This window comes from Candidatus Paracaedibacteraceae bacterium, from assembly GCA_019636055.1.
GTDB lineage: Bacteria > Pseudomonadota > Alphaproteobacteria > Paracaedibacterales > Paracaedibacteraceae > Paracaedibacter.
The window spans coordinates 425,888-443,554 of sequence record JAHBYH010000001.1 but is presented as its reverse complement, the minus strand read 5'-3'; the positions used below and the strand labels follow the sequence as shown (position 1 = coordinate 443,554).

Annotated in this window: 24 protein-coding genes; 20 read left to right on the top strand and 4 right to left on the bottom strand. The window is 41.8% G+C overall.

Features of this window, described 5'->3' with window-relative positions:
* Positions 1 to 10: 10 nt before the first annotated feature.
* The 18 genes from rplN (at position 11) to KF820_02045 (ending at position 9,964) form a co-directional block, all read left to right on the top strand.
* A complete protein-coding gene (gene rplN, locus KF820_02130) occupies positions 11 to 379 on the top strand; it encodes a 50S ribosomal protein L14 (GenBank protein ID MBX3457148.1) in 369 nt (122 codons plus the stop codon).
* Positions 379 to 699 (top strand): 50S ribosomal protein L24, encoded by a 321-nt coding sequence (gene rplX / locus KF820_02125; protein MBX3457147.1) that lies wholly within the window; start codon positions 379 to 381, stop codon positions 697 to 699. The genes rplN and rplX overlap by 1 nt, the downstream gene beginning before the upstream one ends.
* A gap of 13 nt (positions 700 to 712) precedes the next feature.
* Entirely contained in the window at positions 713 to 1,252 is a 540-nt protein-coding gene (rplE, locus tag KF820_02120; GenBank protein ID MBX3457146.1) for a 50S ribosomal protein L5, read from the top strand.
* An 11-nt stretch (positions 1,253 to 1,263) separates the two neighbouring features.
* Positions 1,264 to 1,569 (top strand): 30S ribosomal protein S14, encoded by a 306-nt coding sequence (gene rpsN, locus KF820_02115; GenBank protein MBX3457145.1) that lies wholly within the window; start codon positions 1,264 to 1,266, stop codon positions 1,567 to 1,569.
* 6 nt (positions 1,570 to 1,575) lie between these two features.
* Positions 1,576 to 1,974 carry a 30S ribosomal protein S8 gene (gene rpsH / locus KF820_02110; protein ID MBX3457144.1) on the top strand — a complete coding sequence of 133 codons (399 nt, stop codon included), beginning with the start codon at positions 1,576 to 1,578 and terminating at the stop codon, positions 1,972 to 1,974.
* 12 nt (positions 1,975 to 1,986) lie between these two features.
* Positions 1,987 to 2,520 (top strand): 50S ribosomal protein L6, encoded by a 534-nt coding sequence (rplF, locus tag KF820_02105; protein MBX3457143.1) that lies wholly within the window; start codon positions 1,987 to 1,989, stop codon positions 2,518 to 2,520.
* A gap of 2 nt (positions 2,521 to 2,522) precedes the next feature.
* Entirely contained in the window at positions 2,523 to 2,882 is a 360-nt protein-coding gene (gene rplR / locus KF820_02100) for a 50S ribosomal protein L18 (protein ID MBX3457142.1), read from the top strand.
* A gap of 9 nt (positions 2,883 to 2,891) precedes the next feature.
* On the top strand, positions 2,892 to 3,437 hold the full coding sequence (gene rpsE, locus KF820_02095; GenBank protein MBX3457141.1) for a 30S ribosomal protein S5: 546 nt from the start codon (positions 2,892 to 2,894) through the stop codon (positions 3,435 to 3,437).
* A 2-nt stretch (positions 3,438 to 3,439) separates the two neighbouring features.
* Positions 3,440 to 3,640 (top strand): 50S ribosomal protein L30, encoded by a 201-nt coding sequence (gene rpmD, locus KF820_02090; GenBank protein MBX3457140.1) that lies wholly within the window; start codon positions 3,440 to 3,442, stop codon positions 3,638 to 3,640.
* Between the two features lie 10 nt (positions 3,641 to 3,650).
* A complete protein-coding gene (gene rplO, locus KF820_02085) occupies positions 3,651 to 4,112 on the top strand; it encodes a 50S ribosomal protein L15 (GenBank protein ID MBX3457139.1) in 462 nt (153 codons plus the stop codon).
* A gap of 16 nt (positions 4,113 to 4,128) precedes the next feature.
* On the top strand, positions 4,129 to 5,475 hold the full coding sequence (gene secY, locus KF820_02080; GenBank protein ID MBX3457138.1) for a preprotein translocase subunit SecY: 1,347 nt from the start codon (positions 4,129 to 4,131) through the stop codon (positions 5,473 to 5,475).
* Entirely contained in the window at positions 5,475 to 6,134 is a 660-nt protein-coding gene (locus tag KF820_02075; protein MBX3457137.1) for a nucleoside monophosphate kinase, read from the top strand. The genes secY and KF820_02075 overlap by 1 nt, the downstream gene beginning before the upstream one ends.
* Positions 6,135 to 6,146: 12 nt before the next feature.
* Positions 6,147 to 6,524: a 30S ribosomal protein S13 gene (gene rpsM / locus KF820_02070; protein ID MBX3457136.1), complete on the top strand. Its 378-nt coding sequence runs from the start codon at positions 6,147 to 6,149 to the stop codon at positions 6,522 to 6,524.
* 14 nt (positions 6,525 to 6,538) lie between these two features.
* Positions 6,539 to 6,931, top strand: a complete 393-nt coding sequence (rpsK, locus tag KF820_02065) for a 30S ribosomal protein S11 (protein ID MBX3457135.1) — start codon at positions 6,539 to 6,541, stop codon at positions 6,929 to 6,931.
* Between the two features lie 31 nt (positions 6,932 to 6,962).
* A complete protein-coding gene (locus KF820_02060; GenBank protein MBX3457134.1) occupies positions 6,963 to 7,982 on the top strand; it encodes a DNA-directed RNA polymerase subunit alpha in 1,020 nt (339 codons plus the stop codon).
* Between the two features lie 17 nt (positions 7,983 to 7,999).
* On the top strand, positions 8,000 to 8,356 hold the full coding sequence (gene rplQ / locus KF820_02055; GenBank protein ID MBX3457133.1) for a 50S ribosomal protein L17: 357 nt from the start codon (positions 8,000 to 8,002) through the stop codon (positions 8,354 to 8,356).
* Positions 8,357 to 8,731: 375 nt separating this feature from the next.
* Positions 8,732 to 9,073, top strand: a complete 342-nt coding sequence (locus KF820_02050; protein ID MBX3457132.1) for an alkylphosphonate utilization protein — start codon at positions 8,732 to 8,734, stop codon at positions 9,071 to 9,073.
* A gap of 18 nt (positions 9,074 to 9,091) precedes the next feature.
* A complete protein-coding gene (locus tag KF820_02045; GenBank protein ID MBX3457131.1) occupies positions 9,092 to 9,964 on the top strand; it encodes a phosphotransferase in 873 nt (290 codons plus the stop codon).
* On the opposite strand, the gene KF820_02040 is transcribed toward KF820_02045, so the two are convergent.
* From KF820_02040 to tssH, 4 genes are all read right to left on the bottom strand, one after another.
* Positions 9,950 to 11,080, bottom strand: coding sequence for an ABC transporter permease (locus KF820_02040; GenBank protein ID MBX3457130.1), 1,131 nt, complete (start codon positions 11,078 to 11,080; stop codon positions 9,950 to 9,952). The two genes, KF820_02045 and KF820_02040, sit on opposite strands and share 15 nt — an antisense overlap.
* Positions 11,077 to 12,000: an ABC transporter ATP-binding protein gene (locus KF820_02035; protein ID MBX3457129.1), complete on the bottom strand. Its 924-nt coding sequence runs from the start codon at positions 11,998 to 12,000 to the stop codon at positions 11,077 to 11,079. Before KF820_02035 ends, KF820_02040 begins: the two co-directional genes overlap by 4 nt.
* Positions 11,993 to 12,967: an HlyD family efflux transporter periplasmic adaptor subunit gene (locus KF820_02030; GenBank protein MBX3457128.1), complete on the bottom strand. Its 975-nt coding sequence runs from the start codon at positions 12,965 to 12,967 to the stop codon at positions 11,993 to 11,995. The genes KF820_02035 and KF820_02030 overlap by 8 nt, the downstream gene beginning before the upstream one ends.
* Positions 12,968 to 13,093: 126 nt before the next feature.
* Positions 13,094 to 15,691: a type VI secretion system ATPase TssH gene (tssH, locus tag KF820_02025; protein MBX3457127.1), complete on the bottom strand. Its 2,598-nt coding sequence runs from the start codon at positions 15,689 to 15,691 to the stop codon at positions 13,094 to 13,096.
* Positions 15,692 to 15,921: 230 nt separating this feature from the next.
* On the opposite strand from tssH, the gene KF820_02020 reads away from it, so the two are divergent.
* Positions 15,922 to 17,031: a methionine ABC transporter ATP-binding protein gene (locus tag KF820_02020; GenBank protein MBX3457126.1), complete on the top strand. Its 1,110-nt coding sequence runs from the start codon at positions 15,922 to 15,924 to the stop codon at positions 17,029 to 17,031.
* Positions 17,028 to 17,666, top strand: a complete 639-nt coding sequence (locus KF820_02015) for an ABC transporter permease (protein ID MBX3457125.1) — start codon at positions 17,028 to 17,030, stop codon at positions 17,664 to 17,666. The genes KF820_02020 and KF820_02015 overlap by 4 nt, the downstream gene beginning before the upstream one ends.
* Position 17,667 lies beyond the last annotated feature (1 nt).

Below are 17,667 nucleotides of genomic sequence, written 5' to 3'. Positions count from 1 at the left end.
GGAGTAAGTCATGATTCAAACAGAAACAAGGTTAGATGTCGCTGACAACTCAGGTGCAAAAGAAGTTCAGTGCATTAAAGTACTTGGCGGCTCTAAACGCCGTTACGCATCCGTTGGTGACATTATTGTTGTCTCCGTTAAAGATGCGTTACCAAAAGGTAAAGTGAAAAAGGGTGACGTACACAAGGCTGTAATCGTTCGTACAAAGCAAGCTATTAAGCGTGCTGACGGAAGTGAAATCAGTTTCGATACAAATGCTGCTGTTATCATTAACAAGCAAAATGAACCTATCGGAACTCGTATTTTTGGCCCAGTGACCCGTGAATTAAGAAACCAAGGTTATATGAAAATTATTTCCTTGGCGCCAGAGGTGCTATAATGACTGCAGTTAAGTTTAAAGTGAAAAAGGGCGATAAAGTTATCGTCCGTACAGGTCGAGATAAGGGAAAGACAGGAACAGTTCTTAAGGTTCTTAAGGAAGAATCAGCACTGATCGTAGAAGGTGTTAACATGGTTACAAAGCATGTTAAACCAACTCAGTTTTCAGCTGGTGGTTTGGAACAAAAAGAATCCAAGATTCATGTTTCTAACGTAGCTCTCCTGGATCCAAAATCCGATCAGCCAACAAAGGTTGGGATTAAAGTCCAGAAGGATGGTTCAAAAGTTCGTATCGCTAAAAAAAGCGGCGAAGTAATATGAGGTTACGGCAGATATGACTCGCCTATATAAAGAATATAAAGAAAAGATCGTATCCAAGCTCATGAAAGAGTTTGAATACAAGAATATTCACCAAGTTCCAAAACTTGACAAAATTGTTGTCAATATGTGTATTGGTGAAGCTTCACAAGATAGCAAGAAGTTGCAAGCAGCAATTGATGAACTTGCCGCCATTACCGGCCAAAAGCCAGTAATTACACGTGCAAAGAAGTCTATCGCTGGTTTTAAACTTCGCGAAGGAATGGCTATTGGTGCAAAAGTTACCTTGCGTCGTGATCGTATGTACGAATTTTTCGATCGTTTGGTAACAATTGCTCTTCCACGCGTTCGTGACTTTCGTGGTGTATCAGGTAAAAGCTTTGATGGTCGTGGCAATTATGCCTTAGGGATCAAGGAACAAATTATTTTTCCTGAAATTAACTACGATAAGGTTGATAAAGTTCGTGGGATGGATATAATAGTCTGTACAACGGCTAAGTCTGATAAAGAGGCAAAGGCTCTGTTAAAAGAGCTTAATGTCCCGTTTTATAATTAAGGAATGTTAAAATGGCACGTTTAAGTTCAATTAATACAAACAACCGACGCAAAAAGATGGCAGAGAAGTTTGCTAATCGCCGTCAGAAGTTAAAAGACATTGTTTCTAATCAAGAACTATCTTTGGATGAACGTATTCAGGCAACGATTAAGTTGTCTGAGCTTCCGCGTAATAGCTCAAAGATTCGTTTCCGCAACCGTTGTGAAGTTTCGGGTCGTCCAAGAGCATTCTATCGTAAGTTTAGAATGTCCCGTATCGCCTTGCGCGAATTGGGATCTTTGGGTATGATTCCAGGTTTAACAAAATCAAGTTGGTAAGAATAAATGATTGTAAATGATCCTATTGGAGATATGTTGACCCGTATTCGTAACGGTCAACGCGCAGGTAAATCATCTGTGTTGTCTCCGAATTCAAAAGCTAGAAGAGCTGTCCTTGACGTGCTAGCACGTGAAGGTTATATCAGAGGATATCGTACAGAAACTGTTCGTAAAGGTATTGAGAATATTCATATTGAACTCAAATATCATGAAGGACAACCTGTAATCGAAATTATCCAGAGAGTGTCCAAGCCGGGGTTGCGAGTTTACTCTCCATCCAAGGCAATTGGTTCATATATGAGCGGTTTGGGTATTTATATCCTTTCCACACCAAAAGGCGTTATGACCGATGTCGATGCTAAACAGCAAGGCGTTGGTGGTGAAGTTCTTTGCAGAGTATATTAAGGAGTATTTGATATGTCTCGTGTAGGAAAAACACCCATTAAATTGCCTGCTGGCGTTTCGGTAACTATTTCTAAGAATTCAGTTGAAGTTTCCGGTAAACTCGGAAAGCTTAGCTTGGTTTTCAAAGATGTCGTGTCTGTTCAACAAGATGGTGATGTCGTTACAGTAACTCCTGTAAATGACTCTAAACTTGCCCGCATTAACTGGGGAACAGTGCAACGTCGTATTGCGAACATGGTTAACGACGTGACAAACGGTGTTAACATTAACCTTGATATGGTTGGTGTTGGTTATCGTGCAAACGTACAAGGTAACAAGATTAATCTTCAGCTTGGTTTCAGCCATGATGTTGTCTATGATTTGCCTGCAGGTATTACTGCAAAATCTGAAAAGCCAACAGCTTTGACCATTTCTGGTTTTGATCGTCAGCTTGTCGGTCAAGTTGCCGCTGAAATTCGTGAATATCGTAAGCCTGAACCTTATAAGGGTAAGGGGATTATTCGCGATGGTGAATTCGTTCTTAGAAAAGAAGGAAAGAAGAAGTAAAAATGGCTAAAGTAAATTTACATACGCGCCGCAAAGAACGTATTCGTTCCAAACTGCGTAAGGTAAGTTCTTGTAAACCACGTTTGACGGTTCACAGAACAAACAAGTATTTGTACGCTCAGCTAATTGATGATGTTAAATCAGTAACATTAGCAGCAGCATCTACGCTTGAAGCATCTGCAAAGGGTGAGCTTAAGAGCGCATCTAACTTAGAAGCTGCAACGTTAGTAGGTAAGCTGATTGCTGAACGCGCAAGTAAAGCGGGGATTAAAGAGGTCGTCTTTGATCGCTCTGGTTATCGATTCCACGGTCGCATTAAAGCAATTGCTGATGCAGCTCGTGAATCTGGTTTGAGCTTTTAGGAATAAGTTATGGCTAAAAATACAAATACAGAAAAACAGCGCGAAGAAGTCGAATTAATCGAAAAATTAGTTAGCGTCCGCCGTGTTACAAAAGTTGTAAAAGGTGGTAAGAATCTTCGCTTTTCAGCGCTTGTCGTCGTTGGTGATGGAAAAGGTCGTGTTGGATTTGGTTCCGGTAAAGCACGTGAAGTTCCAGATGCCGTTCGTAAGGCTTCTGAACAAGCTCGTCGTTCCATGGTGCGTGTTGCTCTTCGTGAAGGTCGCACAATTCACCATGATTTGACAGGTCATTTTGGTGCCGGTCGCGTTTACCTCAGAACAGCGCCGGCTGGTACAGGTATCATCGCAGGTGGTCCAATGCGTGCGGTTTTTGAAGCCCTCGGGATTCAAGACGTTGTCAGTAAGTCAGTTGGTACATCTAACTATTATAACATGGTCCGTGCTACATTTGACGCTTTGGTTAATGTTGCATCACCACGTGACGTTGCAACAAAGTTGGGTCGTAAGATTCCAGAAATCGTTGCGCGCCGTGACAGTGCCATGACAAGGAGATAACAATGGCTGGGAAGAAAAAAGAAACAGTTGCCACCATTAAAGTTATGCAAACAGGCAGCCCAATTCGTCGTGACGCCAAACAGAGACTTTATCTAAAGTCTCTTGGTTTGGGCAAGGTGAATCGAGTTCGTGAGCTTCAGGATACTCCTGCTGTTCGTGGCTTGATTACGAAGCTGCAGCATATGGTTAAAGTTGTAGAGTAAGGTGTGAGCAATGACGATTAGATTAACAGATATCCGAGACAATAAAGGTGCTCGCACACGTCGCAAGATCGTTGGTCGCGGTATTGGGTCTGGACTTGGTAAAACCTGTGGTCGCGGTGGAAAAGGGCAAACAGCTCGTTCCGGTGTGGCAATTAATGGTTTCGAAGGTGGTCAAAACCCAATTTACCGTCGCCTTCCAAAGCGTGGTTTTAACAACATTCATGCTTCTAAGTACTTTGAACTTACCTTTGATAAGGTCAATGTCTTGTTAGCAAATGGTTTGGTAAAAGCTGGTGATACAATCGACCGTAATCTTCTGATCCAATCTGGTGTCATGAAGAAGTGGTACGATGCCGTATCTTTGGTTTCTACAGGATCATTAAAAGAAAAAGTATCGTTCGAGGTAACTCGTGCGACAAAATCAGCAACAGCTCAAGTTGAAAAACTTGGCGGTAATGTTGCTATAGCATAAGAGGGTAGGGGTACCAATGTCATCTGCAGTTGAACAACTCGCATCCGGTTTCAGCTTTTCGACATTTTCAAAAGCTGAAGATCTAAAAAAGAGAATAGTGTTTACATTATTGGCTTTGATTGTATACCGCTTTGGTACCTACATCCCCTTGCCAGGAGTGAATGCAGCCGTAATTCAAGAGTTTGCGGCTTCTAACTCTGGTGGACTTTTCGGCATCCTTGATATGTTTTCAGGTGGTGCTATTAGTCGTATGACAATTTTTGCATTGAACATTATGCCTTACATTTCGGCAAGTATTATTGTTCAGTTGATGACTTCGGTCTCGCCTCATCTGGAAGCCTTGAAAAAAGAAGGTGAATCAGGACGTAAAAAGTTGAACCAGTATACCCGCTATGGGACAGTGCTATTAGCCTCTGTTCAAGCATTTGGTATTGCTGTCGGCCTTGAAAAAATGACAGTTGGCGTTGGGTCTGCTGTTGTAATGCCGGGCTTCCTTTTTAAGTTTTCCACAATTGTTACATTGACAGGTGGCACACTCTTTATTATGTGGCTAGGTGAGCAAATTACAAGTCGCGGTATCGGAAACGGAACATCCTTAATTATTTACTCCGGTATCGTTGCGAACTTGCCTCAATCTTTTTATAAAACATTCGTATCGGCTCGCGAAGGTGCGATCAGTACGGGGTTATTGATCTTCATTATGGCGATGGTTGCTGTTGTTATCGGTTATGTTGTCTTTATGGAAAAGGCTCAGCGTCGTATTTTGATTCAATATCCAAAGCGTCAGGTTGCTGTGGATCGCCCCGCAACATCACAATCAACGCATTTACCATTAAAACTTAATAGTGCCGGTGTTATTCCGCCAATCTTTGCAAACTCATTGCTCTTGTTCCCAGCGACAATTGCCGGTTTTTCAGGGGTTGCTAACCCGGATAGTTGGTTAGGGATGTTTGTTTCGTATATGTCTCATGGTAAGCCGCTGTATATGTTGTGCTCGACTGCAATGATTATCTTTTTTGCTTTCTTTTATACGGCGATTGTTTTCAATCCATCAGAAACTGCAGAGAATCTTCGGAAGATGGGAACGTTTATTCCGGGCATTCGCCCTGGAAAAGCAACTGCAGATTATATTGACTATGTTATGACACGATTGACGGTTATTGGATCTTTGTATCTTGCCTCCATCTGCTTGTTGCCTGAATTGGTTTTATCTAAAGTAGCTTTGCCGTTTTACTTTGGTGGGACAAGTATTTTGATTGTTGTTAGTGTTACGATCGATACGATTAGTCAAATGCAGTCTCATTTAGTGGCGCACCAGTATGAAGGCCTTATTAAGAAGGCTAAGATGAAAGGCCGTCTATAATGATTCTGGTGTTATTTGGTCCTCCTGGCTCTGGCAAGGGGACTCAGTCAGAGCTTTTGTTGGAAACCGGAAACTTTGTTCATATTTCAACGGGTGATTTGCTGCGGGCTGAAATTGCCTCGGGCTCTGAAATTGGTCTTAAAGTAAAAGAGATTATGTCTCAAGGAAGTTTTCCGAGTGACGATATTATTATCGCGCTTGTTAAGGACCAACTTGATACACATAAAGGAAAACAAATTATTTTTGATGGTTTTCCGCGTACATTAAATCAAGTACTTGCATTTGATAACCTACTTGGTGTACAAAGAGAGAATGTTAGTATTGTAATTAATTTACAAGTCGATCTAGATCAACTAGTCGACAGGGTAAGTGGTCGCTTCAGCTGTAAAGAGTGTGGCGCTGTTTATCATGATAAAAACAAACGACCTCTTCAAGATGGAGTGTGTGATCGTTGTCAGGGGACAGAATTTGTTCGCCGAGCAGATGATCAACCAGAAGTCTTGAGGAATAGGGTAAGAACGTATTTAGATCAAACCCAGGCCGTTTGTGACTTTTATAGGCAAAAAGATCTAGTTGTTGATCTAGATGCGTCAAAAGATCCTGTGTCAGTCAATAATGATTTAAAAATCAGTTTGGCGCAGGCTGGTTTTAAAATATAGGGAGAAAAAACAGTGGCACGTATTGCTGGTGTTAACATACCAACTCAGAAGCGCGTAATTATCGCTCTGACATATATTTATGGTATTGGCCAAGTAAAGGCTAAAGAAATTGTCGCGAAATTGGGTGTCGATGAATCCAAACGCGTAAACGAATTGTCTGACCAAGAAATTTTACGTATTCGTGAAATTATCGATGCTGATTACCTTGTCGAAGGTGACTTGCGTCGTGAAATTTCCATGAATATTAAGCGTTTGATGGACCTTGGTTGCTATCGTGGTTTGCGTCACCGTAAAGGTTTACCTGTCCGCGGTCAAAGAACACATACTAATGCGCGTACACGCAAAGGTAAAGCTGTTCCGATTGCTGGTAAGAAAATTGCTAAGAAGTAATAAGTGAGTAGATAATGGCACAGAAGAATACATCTCGCGTAAAGCGTCGTGAAAAAAAGAATGTAGTGAACGCATGCGCGTACATTAATTCTACATTTAACAACACCATCGTAACCATCACGGATGAAAAAGGAAATGCGATTTCCTGGTCAACCGCTGGCGCAATGGGGTTCAAGGGTTCCCGTAAGTCAACACCATATGCAGCTCAGATTGCATCTGATGATGCCGCTAAAAAAGCAGCTGAACATGGTGTTAAGAATATCTCTGTATTTGTTAAGGGTCCTGGTTCAGGTCGTGAAACAGCTTTGCGCGCTCTTCAAGCTGCAGGATTTACAGTTACATCCATTAAAGACGTAACACCAATCCCGCACAACGGTTGCCGTGCTCCAAAGCGTCGTCGCGTCTAATATTGTTAATTTATTGTAGTGGGGAATTCCAGTGCTTCAGACTAATTGGGAAGCGTTAATTAAGCCAAATAAGCTAGACGTAAAGTACAGCAGTGCTGATTTGCGCCATGCTGATATTATCGTAGAGCCTCTTGAAAGAGGTTATGGACTAACTTTAGGCAATGCGTTGCGCCGAATTCTGCTGTCGTCACTTCAAGGGGCTGCTATTACCTCTGTGAAGATTGATGGCGTTTTGCATGAGTTTTCCACTATTCCAGGCGTAATGGAAGATGTTGCTGATATTATTCTTAACCTGAAAACAGTGTCAGTGAAGTCGACTGTTGAAACCGCTAAGAAAGTAAAGCTATCTGCTTCAGGAAAAGGCCCGGTTTATGCTCGACAAATTGAGTGTCCTGCCGGTGTTGAAATCCTTGATGGTGATACCATTATTTGCCACCTTGATGAAGGTGCAAAGCTGAATATGGAACTAACTATCGAATCCGGTAAGGGCTATATTGCAGCGAATACACTATCATCTGATGATCGTCCGATCGGTTTGATCCCTGTTGATGCAATTTTCAGCCCTGTTAAGCGTGTTAGCTATAAAATTGAGCAAACTCGTGTTGGACAACGGACAGATTACGACAAGCTCGTTATGACAATCAGTACAGATGGTTCTGTAAAACCTGAAGATGCTGTTGCTCTTGCTGCTCGTATTATGCAGGATCAATTGACAAACTTTATCAACTTTGATGAGCCAAAAACAGCTGAAAAGAAAGAAGGAAAAATTGAACTTCCATTCAATCCAAATCTTCTTCGTAAGGTTGATGAGCTTGAACTATCAGTTCGTTCAGCCAATTGCCTAAAGAATGAAAATATCATTTATATTGGTGATCTGGTCCAGAAAACTGAAAATGAGATGTTGCGGACACCAAACTTTGGCCGTAAGTCTCTTAATGAAATTCGCGAAGTTCTTGAAATAATGGGTCTTACCCTTGGTATGGTTATTCCAAACTGGCCGCCAGAAAATATCGAAGAACTTACAAAAAGATTAGAAGACCCATTTAATTAAGATTTTGGAGAATAAAAATGAGACACGGTTTAAGTGGTCGTAAATTAAATAGAACATCTTCACATCGTCAAGCTTTGTTTGCAAACATGTGCCAAGCTTTGATTGAACGTGAACAAATTGTAACAACACTACCTAAAGCAAAAGAATTGCGTCCGATTATTGAACGCTTGATTACAATTGCTAAAAAAGGTGATTTGCACGCACGTCGTATTCTAGCGTCACGTCTTCGCAGTGACTCCCATGCTGCAAAGCTGACCAATGAATTGGCCGGACGTTTTGCTGCTCGTCAAGGTGGGTATACACGCATCATGAAAAACGGTTTCCGCTATGGTGATAATGCGCCAATGGCTGTTATCGAATTTGTTGATCGTTAATCGATCTCTATATTCTGAATTTGGGAGCTTTTAGCTCCCTTTTTTGTATTTAACGTTAGTTCTGAGTAAGAAGATTGGCCAATACACAAAATCCGTTATTCCCGGCTAGGGATTCTCGGTTTTCAAAAAAACCGTTAAGAATTTCTTGATCGGGAATCCAGTGTCGGAGATGGGAACGTAGAGGGGGAGGAAAGTAGATAAATTCATTTCTCTACCCTCCACAATCCAATCTCTTCTCTTCGTTCGTGGATCTCCAATCAAGCAAAGCTAAGCATTTCTGCGAAACCCTAGCTTTGCTAGTCGGAGATGACGGGAGTGTCTGATGTTTTTTATATCGAACTGACAATTGTGTTTAAGTAAGTTGTTGAGGTTCTTATGTCTGACTCCCTTATTTGCTCTGTATGTTCGTCCCCTTATGTCTATGAAGATGGTTTGCTTATCATTTGTCCTGAATGTGGACATACTCAATCTTCTATAGATTCTGATGATTCAGATGTGTTGGTTATTAAAGATGCTCATGGGACCCCCTTGGAAGTAGGTGATTCCATTACCTTAATTAAAGATTTAAAAGTAAAAGGATCTTCTACCGTTTTAAAGGTTGGTACCAAAGCTAAAATTACACGGTTTCTTGATGGGGATCATGATATCGACTGCCGTCTGCAAGGGGGAGGAAGCATGGAACTTAAGTCACAATACGTAAAAAAAGTTACAAGTTAATCTGGATTCTCTTGCGGGATGCAAACATCTTTTGAAACTAATATACTGAATTTACCTGGAGGTGCTGGACGTGTGTGGCTTGCACAATTGCCAAGAATCGTTGAGCGTTTATCTGAAAAATGGGCGCTAACTCAGGTTCGGCCTGTCTCTAATATGACCTGGCACTATATTGCTTTGGCTGATTCAGACGAGTTTGGTCCCGTTTGTTTGAAAATAGGCATCGATTCTGACGTGATTCGAAATGAAACTAGAGCTTTAACCTATTTCGAAGGGCAGGGGATTGTTCGCCTGATTCAGGGTGATCAGCATGAGGGCGCTTTGCTCTTAGAGCAAGTTATTCCTGGTCAGCCCTTAAGTTTGATTGCCAGTCAAAATGTGCCTCGGGCTATTCAATTATATAGTCAGGTCGCTGATTCCCTTTATTATAAAGCAAAAACTTCTAGTATTCAGGGTTTTGAGTCTATTCAAAAATGGTTTCTGGTTTTTGATCGTTTAGACGTGGACGCTTTGCCGAATAAGCTGATTTTAAAAGCTAGAGTATTAGCTGAGAAATTGCTTGCTAACTCAAATTCTCAAGTTGTTTTGCACGGGGATTTGCATCTTGATAATGTGTTGTCGCATCAAACTGTTGGTGTTGCCATAGACCCAAAAGGAATCGTTGGGCCAAAAGAGTTTGAACTCGCTGCATTTGCCTTACCTGTATCATCACAGTTTATGACCAAAAAATCTTTTTCGTTATCTCTATCACGCTTAGCCACTTTGGCCAAAGTCGATGAACAGATAGTGTTAGACTGGGTGTTTGTTCGATTAGTTCTTGGTGCTTGCTGGGAGGTTGAGGATAAGGGAGATCCAACCCGCTTTGTAAAACAAATCCCTTTAATCCAAGGTTGATTTATACTTCTTTAAAGAAACCCAACTGGCTGCGACCAGAAAGATAATGATAGGAATTATATCGCTATAAATATGGGAAAATGTTGCCCCCTTTAGCATGATGCCGCGTGTTATTCTAACAAAATGCGTCAGAGGAAGGAGTTCGCCTATGATTTGTGCAAAGTAGGGCATTCCTTGGAAAGGGAACATGAATCCGGATAGTAAAATAGACGGTAGAAAGAAAAAAACAGACATTTGGGTAGCTTGCATCTGGGTTTTGGAAATGCTTGAAAAAAGATAACCAACCATGAGATTTGCGCTAGAGAATAAGGTGACGACGAAAAAAAGTAAAATTACACTCCCTAAGAATGGAACATTGAAGAGTAATTTTGCAGCTAAAAGTACGACGCATACCTGAGCATATCCCACAAGGATGTAGGGGGTGATTTTCCCCAACATAACTTCCAGCGAACTCACGGGCATGGCAAGTAATTGTTCATAAGTGCCTTTTTCTCGTTCGCGTGTAACGGCCATACCGGTAACAACCACTAATGTTAGAGTTAAGATAACGCCCATTAGTCCGGGGACTATATTATAACTTGTGATTCCTTCGGGATTAAAACTTTTATGAACGGTAATATCAAATGAGGGTTGTTTCGGGGCAAGATAGCTGAGTGGCCCGACAAAATCATGGGGTAGGCCGATTAATTTTAAAGCCTGAGTCGTCGCGAGAGCATTTGCGCTTGTTACCGGGTCTGTTGCATCAACGGTCATTAGGATGGTTGGATGGTGCCCTCTAATTAAGTCTTGGCTAAAATTGGCGGGAATATTGAGGATAAAGAGTGCTTGTCCTTTTATCATTGCATTTTCTGCTTGTTGTTCTCCATAATTCTCATTGAGAATACGAAAATAATTGCTGGTTTCCAGCTGGTGAATAAAACTTCGGGATATGTTGGTTTTGTTTTGATCGAGAATAATAGCAGGGAGGTTTTTTGGGTCTGTATTTAGGGCATAGCCAAACAAAACCAATTGCATGATTGGCATAATTAAGACAAAACCAAATGTGATTCTATCTCTTAAGAGTTGGATGAATTCCTTGGCAAGAAGAGCTTTTAGTTTTATCCAAGACAAGGTCATGATTTTTTGTTTTCCCACTCTTGTGTTACGTGGACAAATATATCTTCAAGGTCTGGTATCGTTTCCATATAAGTTATTCCTGATTGTTTTTGCATTTTTTTTAGAAAAGTGTCCATTTCTTTTTTGTTTTTACCAATAACATGTATGGTATTGCCAAAATGAGCTACCTGTTCAAAAACTGGGTTGCCGAATAGTCGTGTTTCAAGGTCATCTGAATATGGGGGGTGTATTGCATAACTGACCAGTTTTGAATCTTTGATGATTTGATTGCCTGTTCCCTTCATAAGGATATCACCATAAAATAAATAAGCAATTTCATTGCATCGACTTGCTTCATCCATGTAATGAGTGCTGACAAGAACAGTTACACCTTGTTTTGCTAAATCAAAAATATAATTCCAAAACAAACGCCGAGCCATAGGATCGACACCAGCTGTTGGTTCATCAAGTAACAGCAGCTTGGGTTTGTGAAGAATAGCGCCAGCAAGCGATAGCCGTTGTTTCCACCCGCCAGAGAGTGTGCCAGCTTGTTGATTTTGCCAATCATCAAGTCCCAGCCACTCAATTGTATCTTTGATACATTGCTGAGGATTGTCCGGTGTGTAAATATTTGCTATTAAATTCAGATTTTCACGTACGGTTAATTCTTCATAAAGGCTAAAATGTTGGGGCATGTAGCCAATGTTTTGTTTTATTTCTTGAGAATCTTTGGTTATGTCAAAGCCAAGGCAGGTTCCTGAGCCACCATCTGGTGTTAAAAGGCCGCATATGATACGCATAGTTGTTGTTTTACCGCTCCCGTTTGGCCCCAGAAACCCGTAAACACTTCCCTCTTTCACAGAGAGACTCAGGTCATTGAGTACCTTTTTGGGGCCAAAGTATTTCTCAAGATTCTTCACATCTATGGCAAATTTAGTCATGGGCTGTGATATCGATATCAATAGGTTGTCCGGGGTGGTATGAAAATGATGAATCATCCGGTGTTGCGCGGATTAGATAGACATATTTTTGTCGTGCTGACTCTGTGTATAGAACAGGCGGTGTATATTCAGCTGTAGGAGAAATATACGTAATCGTAGCTTTATGCCACGTCGGATCGCCATCCAGATGAAATGATATTTTCTGCCCTGTTTTTAATGTGTTGATTTTATCTTGAGGTACGTAAACGTTTACAAATATTTGGTCGGGCGTTAAAAACTGAATAGCAGGAGAACCTGGCGCAAGGTAATCACCCATTCGAACATAAATATCAATAACTTTCCCGGATTTCTGAGTTTTTATTGTTTTTTGATCGAGTGACCATTCTTCTGATTTTAAACTGTTTTTTGCGGCCTCTACATCTTTTTGCGCGGAAATAATTTGGTCTTCACGGGCTGGTAATTTTCCAAGTTCCAGTTGAGCATTTAATTCAATAATACGGGCCTGAAGTTTTTTAAATGTCGAATATTCTCTTTGTAATTGGTCTTTGGATACAGCATGGCGCTTAATTAATTCTTGACTGCGGTTATATTCAGCCTGAGCATAAACTAAATCAGCTTTGGCTTGCTCAACGGCAGCCTCCAGAGCTTTAATCTCTTCTGGACGGCGGGCTTTTTCTAAATCAACAAGTTTTGCCTGAGCGGATTCAAGTTGATGTTTTTTTACTTGGACATTTTCTTGTTGTGGCATTGGATCTTGTTTGAGGAGTACTTGGTTTTCATCAACCAGATCACCTGGTTTTACTCTTATATCTGTGACAATGCCTGCTTGAGTTGGTGCTATATAAGTGAATCTACCTTCTATATATCCGGGGAGGAAGAAGGGAGATGGCGATAAAATCTTGTATAATAGAATTATTACAAAAAGAAGGCTTATGCTAATAGCAATTTTTTGTTTTGATAGAGCCATTACTATAATAATACATTAGTATTTCCCCTCGTTTTATCCTAAGACTTATGGTTTAAGAAATGATTAATGTCTTTATAATCTTTCTTGTTATGCGTGTTTTGTTCGGTGTACGATATTGTGACTTCCTTAACCTGCTAACTCTCTCAATTTTACCTCCTTAATGACACCCCCAGCCATAATCTTTTCAGAAATACGCGGGAGAACTTGCGTTGATAAGACTTTGTCAATGGCACGAGCCCCTTGTTGTAAACTCTGAGAGATGTCGATAATGCGTTGAATATCTTCATCAATAACAATCAAGTCAGCTTTATGTTGATTCTTAAGGCGAGCATCGATTTCTGTCAGTTTAAGTCGTGTAATCTGAGCTAGTTCTGCTATACCCAACGGGGTGTAGGGAATCACTGTTGTGCGCGCAAGAAACGCATTGGCAAACCGTTTGTTAAGGGCGAGCCAAAGTTTGGGTTCAACTGTGGCAAAGAAGTCTGCATTGGGTTGATTGTCATATTTTTCCCACAATTCTGTTATGATATCAGATCCAATATTGGATGTTAAGACGATCAGACAGTTTTTGAAGGAAACCTCAATGCCTTCACCATCTTCCATCATCCCCTTATCAAATACTTGATAGAAGAGATTCATCACATCGGGGTGAGCTTTTTCAATTTCATCCAATAGGACAACGCTATAAGGATTGCGGCGGACGGCTTCGGTCAAGATGCCACCTTTACCATAGCCAACATAACCGGGAGGGGCTCCCTTTAAAGTTGCAACGGTGTGGGCTTCTTGAAACTCAGACAAGTTGATGCGGATCAAACTATCTTGTGTTCCTGTTAGAACTTGAGCTAAGGCCTGAGCCGTTTCTGTTTTACCGACGCCGCTTGGACCCGCCAATAAAAAGACACCCATGGGTTTATTGGGGTCAGAGAGTCCGGCTGAATAAGATAGAACGGCTTGAGATATTTTGTGAAGAGCATGTTTCTGGCCAATAACCCGGTTGCACAGCTGGTTATAAACATCTTCCATTTTAAGGCCGTCTTGATAACTGAGCATCGTTGTCGCCGGGATTCCTGTCCATGACGAGAGGACCTGAGCGATTGCTCGGCGATCAACATTATAAGAGGCATTGAGTGTCAAGAATTGACGATCAAGGGAAGCTTGCAAATCAGTAAGGCTAACGGTTTTGCTGTCCATATTGGGAAGGGTCGCTTGGGATATTGTTTGTTCCATTTGGTTAAGCGTATCACGGGCCGTATCCCATTGCTGCGTTAATTTCTTAAGGGTAATCTCTATGGTTTTAAGCTCGTCATTTAATGCGCTTGTTCGCATTAATATGTCTGGTGTTTTGCGATGTTCACGCGCTAACATTTGCAGTTCTATGTTAATCAATGATTTTTTACTTTCGAGTTCTTCGATGTCTAAAGGAATCCCTTTACGGGCAACAGCAACTCTGGCACAAGCTGTATCCAACAGGTTGATTGCTTTATCGGGCAGCTTGCGATGCGGTAAGAATCGATGAGATAGATTAACGGCCGCTTCAATTGATTCATTAAGGATCTCAACGCGGTGATGTTTTTCTAGGGATGGGGCAATATTACGCAGAATCATGGCCGCTGTTTCGAGCGATGGTTCTGCCACTTTGACAACCTCGAACCGTCGCGTTAGAGCGGCATCACCTTCGATATGTCGTTTATATTCTGTCCAAGTGGTTGCTGCGATCATGCGCAGATCGCCGCGCGCCAGAGCTGGCTTTAAAAGATTGGCAGCATCACCTGTTCCTGCTGTGCCGCCCGCGCCAATTAAAGTATGGGCCTCATCGATAAACAGAATGACCGGAAGTGTTGAGTCTTGAATGTCGTTCAGTACAGCCTTAAGGCGATCTTCGAATTCGCCTTTGATTCCGGCACCGGCTTGCAATGATGCAAGATCAAGAGAATAAATTTGCGCGCATTCTAGGCTTGTTGGAATATGACCCGAGACAATCCGTTGTGCAAGTCCTTCAACAAGAGCTGTCTTCCCGACGCCGGCATCCCCCACAAGAATTGGATTGTTTTGGCGTCGCCTTGATAAGATATCAACGAGCTGTGATATTTCACGGTCGCGCCCGCAGACGGGATACAATTTCCCTGATGTAACTAAATCATTGAGATTGGTTGCGTACTGTTGAAGGGCTGGCGTTTCCTGTTGTGTTGTCGGCGATAATCCTACGGATTCCGGATCTGTTGTATTACTGGTTGTGGATGCAAACCGGTTTTCAGGGCTGGCTTTAAGGAGTGTTTCAATGTCGTGGCGGAGGGTATGCCGAGGAACCCTTAGGATAAGAGGACACGACTCTAAAACGATTCCGCGAATTTGTTCCACGTCGACCAATGCCATGATAATAGCTGCGGTTCTGATTTGTGTTTGATTAAGCTTTAAGGACGAGATAGACCACGCATGTTCCAATAGCATGAGAATGTTGGGCGATAAAACCGGGGTTCCGGTGCATCCTGTCTTAAATTTATCAATGGCACCACTTAAATGACGTTTGACGGAATCAATGTCGATATCATATTGCCTTAGGATTTGGCGAACATCTGTTTCAGCTTGCTCTAGGAGTTTGTAGATGAAATGTTCAATTTCAACATTATAGTTTGTTTTGACAACACACATGGCTGCCGCCCCTTCAAGAGCACGCTTGCTTGGGTGGTTAAGTTTAGCGACAAGATTTTTCATTTCAGTTGCCATGGTCGTCTCATTCGTAGTTGATTTATTTATAATTTTAACTAATATAGAGACGTTCGTCCAGTGAATGCTGTGGTTAATTGTGAGGATCTTCTTCTTTACATTAGAGATGGTTTTAATTGGGCGGATTTAATTTAAGTATGCGGAGAAAGAATGAGGTATAAGTAGATTTCCGTATTTATTTAGTTAGTTCCTTGAGTTTAATATTGCTTTCTATACCCCAAACCCCCTGATTGATTAAAATAGGAAATTACCGTATAGTATATGTACTAACAAAAACGAAAGATTTAACCATTACAGCTGCGATTAACATTACTGAGATTTCTAAAACTTATCCCGGGGCGTCGCGCCCTGCTTTGGATAAGGTTTGTGCTGTCTTTGAGGCGGGGAAAATCCATAGCATTATTGGTTTGAGCGGTGCTGGTAAAAGTACATTAATGCGATGCTTTAACTTGCTAGAAAAACCGGATTCTGGAGCTTTAACCATATTGGGGAAAGATACATCAAGGTTATCAAGTTCAGAACAACGAGATTTGCTGTGTCAGGTTGGTACTATTTTTCAGTCAGTTAATTTGTTGACGCGCCTCACAGCGTTGGAAAATGTTATGCTTCCTCAACAATGGCGGGGTGTTGCTTCTGAATCTGCTATATTGAGAGCTAGAGATTTATTAATTCAGGTTGGGCTTGCGGGTTTTGAGGATCGCTATCCGAATCAGTTGAGTGGGGGGCAGCGGCAGCGCGTTGCGATTGCGCGAGCGTTGGCTAATGATGCCAAGATTTTACTGTGTGATGAGTTTACCTCAGCTTTGGATCCTCAGACGTCTTTAGATATTTTGGCTCTCCTTAAAGCATTGAATCGTGATCTGGGGGTGACGATTGTCTTGATTACCCACGATATGGCAGTTGTTCGCGAGATCAGTGACTTCGTTTATGTGATGGAGCAGGGGCAATTTGTCGAGCAAGGGGATTTGGAGCAGATTCTGTTGCATCCACAGCAGCTGATTACTAAGAAATTGTTGGCAAATTTATTCGAAAAAGAACTCCCGAATCATATCAAAGAAAATCTAAGTGAGAGTCCTGTCATGGGGGATGTTTTGATTCGACTCGTATTTTCGGGGAAATCGTCGCGTGAGCCTGTTATTGCTGATTTGATTAAAACTCATGGGGTTAATCTCAGTATTCTGGCAGGGAATATGGATCACTTGCGTCAAAGTGTTTTTGGGACATTACTGTTGTCAGCACCGTATAGCGATCCTGTCTTGGAAAAGATGATGGCGCATTTTAGTAAACATGGTGTTGCTGCAGAAATATTAGGTTACTTGGCAAAGGATGGTGGGTTGTGATTGATTTAGTCATTTCATCCTTTTGGGAAACGCTTGGGATGGTTGCGGTGTCTGGGATCATCAGTGTTGTGCTGGGTGTTCCTTTGGCTGTGTTTTTATACGTGCGTTCTAGCTATGGTTTGCGACCAAGCCGATTTACCTATGGTGTTGCTGGTTTTTTGGTGAATGGCGTGCGATCTATTCCTTATATTATCATGATGGTTTTGTTAATGCCCCTGACGCGGTTTTTGGTGGGAACAACTATTGGAATGTGGGCGGCCTCAGTGCCGCTAGCTATTGCTGGGACACTGATTTTGGCGCGGTTGTGTGAGGATGGATTCAGGCAAATTGACCGAGGGTTAATTGAGTTTGGGCAATCTTACGGGGCAACCGACCGACAGATTATTATGAATATTATCTTGTTGGAATCACTGCCGATTATTATATCTTCTGTAACAACGGTTATGGTTAGTCTGATCGGTTTTTCTGCCATGGCTGGTGCTGTTGGTGGTGGTGGTCTTGGCGACTTGGCCATTCGATACGGATACCAACGTTATGAATTAGAGCTGTTAGTTTATATTGTCATCATTCTTGTTGTAATGGTGCAATCTGTCCAAATGATTGGGGACTGGCTTGCTGCAAAGTTAAGGAAATAAA

Coding starts and splice junctions, on each gene's coding strand:
- rplN (MBX3457148.1), top strand. CDS start 11: ATGATTCAAACAGAAACAAGGTTAGATGTCGCTGACAACTCAGGTGCA.
- rplX (MBX3457147.1), top strand. CDS start 379: ATGACTGCAGTTAAGTTTAAAGTGAAAAAGGGCGATAAAGTTATCGTC.
- rplE (MBX3457146.1), top strand. CDS start 713: ATGACTCGCCTATATAAAGAATATAAAGAAAAGATCGTATCCAAGCTC.
- rpsN (MBX3457145.1), top strand. CDS start 1,264: ATGGCACGTTTAAGTTCAATTAATACAAACAACCGACGCAAAAAGATG.
- rpsH (MBX3457144.1), top strand. CDS start 1,576: ATGATTGTAAATGATCCTATTGGAGATATGTTGACCCGTATTCGTAAC.
- rplF (MBX3457143.1), top strand. CDS start 1,987: ATGTCTCGTGTAGGAAAAACACCCATTAAATTGCCTGCTGGCGTTTCG.
- rplR (MBX3457142.1), top strand. CDS start 2,523: ATGGCTAAAGTAAATTTACATACGCGCCGCAAAGAACGTATTCGTTCC.
- rpsE (MBX3457141.1), top strand. CDS start 2,892: ATGGCTAAAAATACAAATACAGAAAAACAGCGCGAAGAAGTCGAATTA.
- rpmD (MBX3457140.1), top strand. CDS start 3,440: ATGGCTGGGAAGAAAAAAGAAACAGTTGCCACCATTAAAGTTATGCAA.
- rplO (MBX3457139.1), top strand. CDS start 3,651: ATGACGATTAGATTAACAGATATCCGAGACAATAAAGGTGCTCGCACA.
- secY (MBX3457138.1), top strand. CDS start 4,129: ATGTCATCTGCAGTTGAACAACTCGCATCCGGTTTCAGCTTTTCGACA.
- KF820_02075 (MBX3457137.1), top strand. CDS start 5,475: ATGATTCTGGTGTTATTTGGTCCTCCTGGCTCTGGCAAGGGGACTCAG.
- rpsK (MBX3457135.1), top strand. CDS start 6,539: ATGGCACAGAAGAATACATCTCGCGTAAAGCGTCGTGAAAAAAAGAAT.
- rplQ (MBX3457133.1), top strand. CDS start 8,000: ATGAGACACGGTTTAAGTGGTCGTAAATTAAATAGAACATCTTCACAT.
- KF820_02050 (MBX3457132.1), top strand. CDS start 8,732: ATGTCTGACTCCCTTATTTGCTCTGTATGTTCGTCCCCTTATGTCTAT.
- KF820_02045 (MBX3457131.1), top strand. CDS start 9,092: ATGCAAACATCTTTTGAAACTAATATACTGAATTTACCTGGAGGTGCT.
- KF820_02040 (MBX3457130.1), bottom strand. CDS start 11,080: ATGACCTTGTCTTGGATAAAACTAAAAGCTCTTCTTGCCAAGGAATTC.
- KF820_02035 (MBX3457129.1), bottom strand. CDS start 12,000: ATGACTAAATTTGCCATAGATGTGAAGAATCTTGAGAAATACTTTGGC.
- KF820_02030 (MBX3457128.1), bottom strand. CDS start 12,967: ATGGCTCTATCAAAACAAAAAATTGCTATTAGCATAAGCCTTCTTTTT.
- tssH (MBX3457127.1), bottom strand. CDS start 15,691: ATGGCAACTGAAATGAAAAATCTTGTCGCTAAACTTAACCACCCAAGC.